Source organism: Catenulispora pinisilvae (genome assembly GCF_015356865.1).
Classification (GTDB): domain Bacteria; phylum Actinomycetota; class Actinomycetes; order Streptomycetales; family Catenulisporaceae; genus Catenulispora; species Catenulispora pinisilvae.
In genome coordinates, this window is sequence record NZ_JAAFZA010000349.1 from 1 (window position 1) to 8,470 (window position 8,470).

Genomic DNA, 8,470 nt, shown 5'->3' on the forward strand with positions numbered 1-8,470 from the left:
CGGTGGCCGGGAGTCAAGTTCGCGCTATCAAAACCGCAGCTTGCAGGCCCGACCGCAACGGCGCGGACTTTACTCCCGGACACCGGTGCTGTACCCCTTGGGGCTGACGACGCGACCGTGGGGAACGAACCGCACCACCTCACAAACCGCCAGCGCAGGGACCTGAGGCAACCACCCTATGGAATTGCGCCAGTTCCCCGAGGGAGCCGAGAGCCCCCGCCGGAGGCGCCGGCTCTTCATCACAGTCTTTGATCTTGATCTGGCTCTTGATCTTGCCCTTGATCTGGCTCTTGATCCGGTTCTTGATCTTGCCCCGACTTGCCGGAGTTGAAGAGGCCTGAGGTGCGGCGGGGTCGTGAACGCGGAAACCGGCAGCCGACGAACACACCCGCCGACCCGAACCCCGAACCGGCACAACCATGACCGAAGGCCGTAAAAAGCTTCTAAAGCCCACACGCCAACCGCAGCCCGCCCCGCAATCCCCAGCCCTCCAAAAAGGAGCTCCTAACCCCGAACCGTCCATAGCGCTGTGGTCTGGATCAAACCCGTACCGGTTCAGTCCCAAGCCGTACTGATCGAGGCCGTTGACAGGTGCGGCCCCACGGAGCAGACTTTCTGCACAGATTATGAATTAAAGTTCATCAGGCGAACGCACGGTGCGCAAGCGAAGCACTGCGCAAACGAAGAGGTGGCGGATGGACAAGGTGGTGCGCTCGGCCGAGGAGGCAGTCGCCGACATCGGCGACGGTGTTTGTCTGGCCGTCGGCGGGTTCGGGCTGAGCGGGGTCCCCGACACCCTGATCCAGGCGTTGTTCCTACAGGGCGCCAGCCGCCTGGGCGTCGTGTCCAACAACTGCGGGGTGGACGGCGGCGGCCTCGGCATTCTGTTGGCGGCCGGCCGGATCGCCCGGGTCACCGGCTCGTATGTGGGGGAGAACAAGGAGTTCGCGCGCCAGTACCTGGCCGGCGAGCTGGAGCTGGAGCTGATCCCGCAGGGCACGCTGGCTGAACGGCTGCGGGCCGGAGGCTGCGGAATCCCCGCGTTCTTCACCCCGGCCGGTGTCGGTACCCCGGTCGCCGAAGGTGGGATGGCTTGGCGCTACGCACCGGACGGCAGTGTCGCGGTCGCCTCGCCGCCTAAGGAAGTCCGGGAATTCAACGGGCGCGGGCACGTGCTGGAGCACGGCATCACCACCGACTTCGCCCTGGTCCGCGCGGCTCGCGGCGACCGGCACGGGAACCTGGTGTTCGCCAAGGCCGCGCGGAACTTCAACCCGCTGGCCGCGATGGCCGGCCGGATCACCATCGCCGAGGTCGAGGAACTGGTCGAGCCCGGCGTGCTGGACCCGGACGCGGTCCACCTGCCCGGGGCGTTCGTGCAGCGGGTGGTCGCGCTGACCCCGGATCAGGCCGCTGACAAACAGATTGAGAAGCGGACGGTGCGGACGGTGCGGACGGTGCGGACGGTGCGGATGGTGCCCACAGCATGAGCTGGACCAGAGATGAGATGGCGGCACGGGCCGCGGCCGAGCTCGCCGACGGCTCGTATGTGAACCTCGGCATCGGCCTGCCGACACTGGTGCCCAGCTTCCTGCCGGAGGGGGTCGATGTCGTCGTGCACTCCGAGAACGGCGTGCTCGGGGTCGGTCCCTACCCGGTCGAGGAGGAGGTGGATCCCGACCTGATCAACGCCGGGAAGGAGACCGTGACCGTCCGGCCCGGGGCGGCGTTCTTCGACTCCGCGCTGTCCTTCGGGATGATCCGCGGCGGGCATATCGACGCCGCGATCCTCGGCGCGATGCAGGTCTCCGCGCGTGGCGACCTCGCCAACTGGATGATCCCCGGCCGGATCGTCAAGGGCATGGGCGGCGCGATGGACCTGGTCCACGGCGCCCGGCGGGTCACCGTGCTGATGGAGCACACCGCCAAGGACGGCTCGCCGAAGATCGTGCCGGAGTGCACGCTGCCGCTCACCGGCCGGCGCTGCGTCCACCGCGTCATCACCGACCTCGGCGTCCTCGACGTCACCGACGACGGCCTGGTCCTGGTCCAGACCGCGCCCGGCGTCACCGTCGAGGAGGTGGTGCGCCGGACCGCGGCGCCCGTCCGGCTGGGAGCGTCGCTGTGAGTGCCGCTGCGAGCGTTGCCGTGAGTGCCGCGAACTTGTCCTAGAAAGGTAGGGCCCTTATGCCACTGACCCAGCAGGACATCTCCCGGGAGATCGCCGAACGATCCCGGGCGTATACCGAGGCCGGTCAGATTCAGCACCACCCGGCGCGTGATTATGTCCCCTATCGCAGCAGCCTGCTACGCCACCCGAAGCAGCCGCTGGTGACCGTCCAGGACCCGGAGGCGGTCGAGCTGTCGGGCCCGGTGTTCGGCCGCACCGACGTCACCGAACTGGACCCGGACCTGACCGGCCAGCACCCCGGCGAACCGCTCGGCGAACGGATCACGGTGACCGGCCGGGTCCTGGACCGCGACGGCCGGCCGGTGCGGGGGCAGCTGGTCGAGGTCTGGCAGGCCAACGCCTCCGGCCGCTATGCCCACCAACGCGACCGGCATCCGGCCCCGCTGGACCCCAACTTCACCGGCATCGGCCGCTGCCTGACCGACGACGAGGGCGGCTACCGCTTCACCACGATCAAGCCCGGTGCCTATCCCTGGCGCAACCACGGCAACGCCTGGCGGCCCGCGCACATCCACTTCTCCCTGTTCGGCAACGCCTTCGCCCAGCGGCTGGTCACCCAGATGTACTTCCCCGGCGACCCGCTCTTCGCCTACGACCCGATACTCCAGTCGGTCACCGACCCCGCCGCCCGGAACCGGCTGGTCGCCGCCTACGAGCACGACCTGTCCGTCCCCGAATGGTCGCTCGGCTACCGCTGGGACATCGTCCTGGACGGCCCCGCCGCCACCTGGATCGAAGAAGGACACTGATGCTTCCCACTCCTTCCCAGACCGTCGGCCCCTTCTACGGCTACGCGCTGCCATTCCCGCAGGGCGGCCAGATCGCGCCGGCCGGAATCGCGCTGACCGGAATCGCGCCGGCCGGACCCGACGCCCGCGCCATCACCATCCATGGCCACGTTCACGACGGCGCGGGCGAACCCGTACCCGACGCGCTCCTGGAGATCTGGCAGCCGGCCCCGGACGGCTCCCGGACCGGCGCCCCGGGTTCGCTGCGCCGGGACCAGACCACCGGCGGCTATGCGGGCCGCGACGGCGTCACCTTCACCGGGTTCGGGCGCGTCGCCACCGATCCGGACGGCAGCTACGCGTTTCAGACGCTCTCGCCCGGCGGCGTGCCCTACCTGTCGGTCTGCGTCTTCGCCCGGGGACTGCTGCATCACCTTTTCACCCGCATCTACCTGCCTCTACCCGGCGTTGACTGGGAAAGCGATCCACTCCTGGCCGGGCTCGATCCGGATCGGCGACGCACCCTGATCGCCGAGCCGGTAGCCGAACGCGTATACCGCTTCGACGTCCACCTTCAGGGAGACAAGGAGACGGTGTTCCTTGACTTCCGCTGACCTCGGCCTGCTCGCACCAGTCTGGGCGGGCACACCCGTTGAGGAGATGACCGGCGACGCCGCCTTCCTCCAGGCGATGCTCGACGCCGAAACGGCTCTGACCCGCTCCCAAGCTGCACTTGGTCAGGCCCCTGATTCGGCTGCCATGGCGGTCACCGCCGCGTCGCGCGCCGAAGACTTCGACCTACGGGGCATCGCGGTCCGGGCGCGCGAGAGCGGGAACCCGGTGATTCCGCTGGTCGCCGACCTGACGGCTGCGGTGCCTCCCGAGGCCGCCGAATTCGTGCACCGTGGCGCCACCAGTCAGGACATCCTGGACACCGCCGTCATGCTGGTCGCGACGCGTACCGTCGCGGCGGTCCTCGGTGAACTCCGGAGCACTGCGGACGTCCTGGGACGGCTGGCCGCCGAGTACCGGGACACCCCGATGGCCGGGCGCACGCTCGGCCAGCACGCCGTCCCCACCACGTTCGGGCTCAAGGCCGTCGGCTGGCGCAGCCTCGTCCTGGACGCCACGGACCGGCTGGCGTCTTTGCGTCTGCCCGCCCAGCTCGGCGGCGCCGCGGGGACTCTGGCGGCCTTCGAGACGCTGGCTGATGCGCCGGGCAGCGGGGGCGACCTCGCGAAGGCCTTCGCCCGAGAGCTGGGATTGGCCGAGCCTGAACTGCCATGGCACGTTCTGCGCACGCCGATCGCAGACCTTGCCGCCGCCTTGGCGCTCACCGTGGGCGCGCTCGGCAAGATCGCGGCCGATGTGCTGGTGCTTTCCCGCACCGAGCTCGGCGAGGTGGCCGAGGGCAGCGCGGGCGGCTCCTCAGCGATGCCGCACAAGGCGAATCCGGTCCGCGCCACCCTGATCGCCGCCGCTGCCCGGCAGGCGCCTGCTCTCGCCGCTGTGTTGTTCGGTGCGCTCGCCGCCGAGGACGAGCGACCCGCAGGGGCCTGGCATTCCGAATGGCAGACGCTGAGAGAACTGCTGCGGCTCACCGGAGGAGCCGTGGACGCCGCCGCTGCACTCGTCGAGGGACTGCGGGTCTTTCCCAGCCGAATGCTCGACAATCTGCACCGCACTCAGGGGCTGGTGGTCAGCGAACGCCTCGCCGCCGAACTGAGCGGCCTGCTCGGCCGGGGCCCGGCCAAGCGACTGCTCACGGACGCCGCTGAGCGAGCAGCCAGCCGGGGGCTGGGTCTCGCGGAGGTGCTGGCAGCCGCGCCGGATCTCAAAGGCCTGATCACCGGCGACCGGCTGCACCAGCTCACCGACCCCGCCGAATACCTCGGTGCAGCCGCTGCGTTGGTCGATCGGGCGTTGGAAAGGAAAGCCTCTTGAGTGCTCTTGCGCACTTCGTGATCGACGGTCCGCCGAACGCGCCAGCGCTGGTGCTGGGTCCTGCTCTGGGCACGTCCCTGCGCGTGTGGGACGGCCAAGCCGAAGCCCTGGCCCGCGACCATCGGGTGATCCGCTGGGACCTTCCCGGGCATGGGGGTTCGGCGGCATCGCTGGTGGGGGAGCGGACGACGGTCGCGGAGTTGGCCGATCTGGTCTTGGCCGTGACGGACCGGCTTGGGCTGGAGCAGTTCGCTTATGCGGGTATCTCCATCGGAGCCGCTGTGGGCGCGCACCTCGCAGTGCGACATCCCGAGCGTGTCACGTCATTGGCGCTGATCTGTTCCTCCGCGCGCTTCGGCGGTCCGGAGCCTTGGCGCGAACGCGCCGCGAGGGTCCGTCGGGAAGGCATGAGGTTCCTGGCCGAGTCCGCGCCGGGGCGGTGGTTCACACCCGCGTATCCCGGCGGCGACGCCATGACCGCGCTTGTCGGCGACCTACGTGCGGCCGACCCGGCAGCCTACGCAGCCTGCTGCGAAGCTCTCGCCGAATTCGACCTCCGCGATGAGCTGGACCGCATCACCGCGCCGACCCTCGTCATTGCCGGACGTGAGGACACCGCGACGCCGCCCCCTCATTCGCGCGAACTCGCCGACGGCATCACGGGAGCCGGATTGCTGGAGATCCCGGCTGCCGGGCACCTCGCGCCGGTCGAACGCCCGCACGCTGTCCTCGACGCCTTGCGCGCTCACTTCGGCTCCGCGTCGTCCGATGACGCAGACCGCCATGCCGCCGGAATGGCCGTGCGCCGGGCCGTCCTCGGGGACGCGCATGTGGACCGGTCGATCGCCGCCACCACGGAGCTCACCGCCGGCTTCCAGGACTTCATCACCCGCTACGCGTGGGGCGAGATCTGGACCCGCCCCGGCCTGGACCGGCGCACCCGCAGCTGCATCACCCTCACTGCGCTGGCGGCCGGCGGTCATCACGACGAACTCGCGATGCACGTCCGCGCCGCCGTCCGCAACGGCCTCACCGCCGAGCAGATCGGCGAAGTCCTGCTGCAAACGGCCGTCTACTGCGGCGTGCCCGCCGCCAACACGGCGTTCGCCATCGCAGGCCGGGTCCTTCAGGAACTCCAGCAAGAGGCTGGCTCCGACGACAAGGACGAACACTGATGCACACCACCGTCGGCATCATCGGCGCAGGACCTGCCGGCCTGCTCCTGGCCCGGCTGCTGCACCAGGAAGGCATCGACTCCGTGGTCCTGGAAGCCCGCGACCGCGAATACGTCGAACAGCGCCAGCGCGCCGGAATCCTCGAACAGGTGACCGTCGACGCGCTGCGCGGGGCCGGCGCGGGGGAGCGCATGGACCGCGAAGGCATCGTCCACCACGGCATCGAACTCCGCTTCGGCGGCCGGTCACACCGGGTCGACTTCGCCGACCTGGCGAGCGGCCGCGGCGTCATGGTCTACGCGCAGACCGAGATGGTCAAGGACCTGATAGCCCTGCGGCTCGCCGACCGCGAACCGTTGTCCTTCGAGGCGGAAGTCCACAAGGTCGAGGCCGAGGGCGTCGACGCAGATCACGTCACCGTCCATTACCGCCACGAAGGCCGCGAGCAGATCCTCACCTGCGACTGGGCCGTCGGCTGCGACGGCTTCTACGGAGTCACCAAGAACGCCATCCCCGAAAGCCTGCGCCGCACCTTCGAGCGCACCTATCCCTACTCCTGGCTCGGCGTCCTCGCCGCCGCGCCCCCGGTCTACGACGAGCTCATCTACGCCCACTCCGACCGCGGCTTCGCACTGGCCTCTATGCGCTCGGCCACAGTCAGCCGCCTGTATCTCCAGGTCCCCAACGGCACCGACCCGACCGACTGGCCCGACGAACAGATCTGGGCCGAACTCGACCGCCGCTTCGCCCTCGGCCACGACCCCGCCTGGAAACTGACCCGCGGCCCCATCACCGCCAAATCGGTCCTCCCGATGCGCAGCCACGTCACCGAACCCATGCGCCACGGCCGCATCCTGCTCGCCGGCGACGCCGCCCACATCGTCCCCCCGACCGGCGCCAAAGGCCTGAACCTCGCCACCGGCGACGTCATCATCCTGGCCCGCGCCCTGACCCACCTGAAGCACACAGGCTCCACGGAACTCCTCGACGCCTACTCCGAGACCTGCCTGGAACGCGTCTGGCGCGCGGAGCACTTCTCCTACTTCATGACCACGACCCTGCACACCGACCCCGACCAGTCCGCGTTCGACACCCGCCTCCAACTGTCACAGCTGGCCCGTATCGCGTCCTCGCGCAATGCGGCCGCCGAGTTGGCGCAGAACTACGTGGGCGTTCCTATTCCCGGCCGTCCGCCGGGTTCTCGAACTGGATGCCGCCATCGGTGGTGACCTCGTCGAACTGGTCCGAGGGGGCCGCGGGGAGCTGGATCGGGGGCAGGCCGACGGTGTAGAGCACCATGTCGTTCTCGGCGGTGTAGTGCGCGTCCTCGCCGGGGTCGGCCTCGATCGCGCCGAGCTCGGCGATCTCGGTGCCCGACACGCTGCCGCTTCCGGACAGCACGACGGTCAGTCGGCGGGCGTCCTGGCTGCTGCTGGTCCAGGTGGCGCCTGCTTCGATCTTGATCATGTCGATCCAGAACGCGCGCTCGCTGAAGGAGCCGAAGAACTTGCGCTCGACGCCTTCGCTGCCCGGGATCGGCAGCCAGTTGAAGCGGGCCGGGTCCATCTTGATGACGCCCTGGTAGCGGGCGCGCGGGAACTTGTTCGGGCGGCGCTCGCGGGGTTCGCGCTGGGCGTCGGGGTTGCCCGGTCCGCGGCCGCGGCCTGCGCCCATGCCCAGGCCTGACGCCCCGGCGAACTGGAGCACGAGCTGGACCCGGTTCGGTTTGCCGGGCTCCAGCGGGTCGTTCTGCGGCCCGTAGGTCTGGCCCTCGGGGAAATAGCCGATCTCGCCCTCGTGCAGGATCCCCTGCTCGCCGACGTTCATGTCGCCGACGATCGGCAGGCGCACCTGCTCGAAGGTGTGGCGGTGCCGGGGCATGACGAAGTCGGCCTCGTTGCGGCCGAGGATGTAGCGGTAGTTCTCCAGCGGCTTGCTGCGGTCGCCCATCAGCAGGTAGTTGAACGAGACCGTCCCGCGCGGGTGGTCCATGCTGAACGCGTTCTCGTCGTAGACGGTGATCTTCATCGGCACTCACTTCTCGATGGGCTCTGGGCTCCTGATTCCGCTTCCAGGAAACCAACCAAGTAGGTTTGTGTCAATGCGAGGGTTCGCCATCGGCCCGATCCGGCCGTGGTGAACGCTGATCGGCGAGGTCAGGGTGGTGTGGCGGGTTGCCCGGCAGGGTCGAACCTACCCCTGACCTTCCAAGTAGAGAGGCTTACTAGTAGGTTGGCTTCCATGACCACACTGACCCTTCAGCAGGCCTCCGACATCGTTGACGCCGCCCTCGCCAAGGCGCGTGAGCTCGGGTTCCGGCCGTTGGCGGTGACCGTTTTGGATCCCGGGGGCAACGCGGTCGTCCTCAAGCGCGAGGACCGCGCCGGCATTCTGCGGCCCGGCATCGCGCACGCGAAGGCGTGGGGCTGCGT

The 8,470-nt window shown here is 69.3% G+C and carries 9 protein-coding genes; 8 read left to right on the forward strand and 1 reads right to left on the reverse strand.

The features are described from left to right. Positions 1 to 695 precede the first annotated feature (695 nt). From IZR01_RS46100 to IZR01_RS46130, 7 genes are read left to right on the forward strand one after another with little or no spacing between them, the layout of a single operon-like run. Positions 696 to 1,490, forward strand: a complete 795-nt coding sequence (locus tag IZR01_RS46100) for a CoA transferase subunit A (RefSeq protein WP_194927519.1) — start codon at positions 696 to 698, stop codon at positions 1,488 to 1,490. After that, positions 1,487 to 2,128, forward strand: a complete 642-nt coding sequence (locus tag IZR01_RS46105; RefSeq protein ID WP_194927520.1) for a 3-oxoacid CoA-transferase subunit B — start codon at positions 1,487 to 1,489, stop codon at positions 2,126 to 2,128. The genes IZR01_RS46100 and IZR01_RS46105 overlap by 4 nt, the downstream gene beginning before the upstream one ends. A gap of 59 nt (positions 2,129 to 2,187) precedes the next feature. Then, complete coding sequence (gene pcaH / locus IZR01_RS46110; RefSeq protein ID WP_194927521.1) at positions 2,188 to 2,940, forward strand: protocatechuate 3,4-dioxygenase subunit beta; 753 nt, start codon at positions 2,188 to 2,190, stop codon at positions 2,938 to 2,940. Then, positions 2,940 to 3,533 carry a protocatechuate 3,4-dioxygenase subunit alpha gene (pcaG, locus tag IZR01_RS46115; RefSeq protein WP_194927522.1) on the forward strand — a complete coding sequence of 198 codons (594 nt, stop codon included), beginning with the start codon at positions 2,940 to 2,942 and terminating at the stop codon, positions 3,531 to 3,533. Before pcaH ends, pcaG begins: the two co-directional genes overlap by 1 nt. Next, entirely contained in the window at positions 3,520 to 4,863 is a 1,344-nt protein-coding gene (gene pcaB, locus IZR01_RS46120; protein WP_194927523.1) for a 3-carboxy-cis,cis-muconate cycloisomerase, read from the forward strand. The genes pcaG and pcaB overlap by 14 nt, the downstream gene beginning before the upstream one ends. Then, positions 4,860 to 6,038 carry a bifunctional 3-oxoadipate enol-lactonase/4-carboxymuconolactone decarboxylase PcaDC gene (pcaDC, locus tag IZR01_RS46125; protein ID WP_194927524.1) on the forward strand — a complete coding sequence of 393 codons (1,179 nt, stop codon included), beginning with the start codon at positions 4,860 to 4,862 and terminating at the stop codon, positions 6,036 to 6,038. The genes pcaB and pcaDC overlap by 4 nt, the downstream gene beginning before the upstream one ends. Next, the gene (locus tag IZR01_RS46130) at positions 6,038 to 7,267 is read left to right on the forward strand and encodes a 4-hydroxybenzoate 3-monooxygenase (RefSeq protein ID WP_194927525.1); all 1,230 of its coding nucleotides are present in this window, start codon (positions 6,038 to 6,040) and stop codon (positions 7,265 to 7,267) included. Before pcaDC ends, IZR01_RS46130 begins: the two co-directional genes overlap by 1 nt. On the opposite strand, the gene IZR01_RS46135 is transcribed toward IZR01_RS46130, so the two are convergent. Then, positions 7,215 to 8,066, reverse strand: coding sequence for a cupin domain-containing protein (locus IZR01_RS46135; RefSeq protein WP_194927526.1), 852 nt, complete (start codon positions 8,064 to 8,066; stop codon positions 7,215 to 7,217). The genes IZR01_RS46130 and IZR01_RS46135 overlap by 53 nt on opposite strands. Positions 8,067 to 8,279: 213 nt before the next feature. Here IZR01_RS46135 and IZR01_RS46140 point away from each other — a divergent pair. Further along, a partial coding sequence (locus IZR01_RS46140) for a GlcG/HbpS family heme-binding protein (RefSeq protein ID WP_194927527.1) occupies positions 8,280 to 8,470 on the forward strand: 191 nt, incomplete at its 3' end.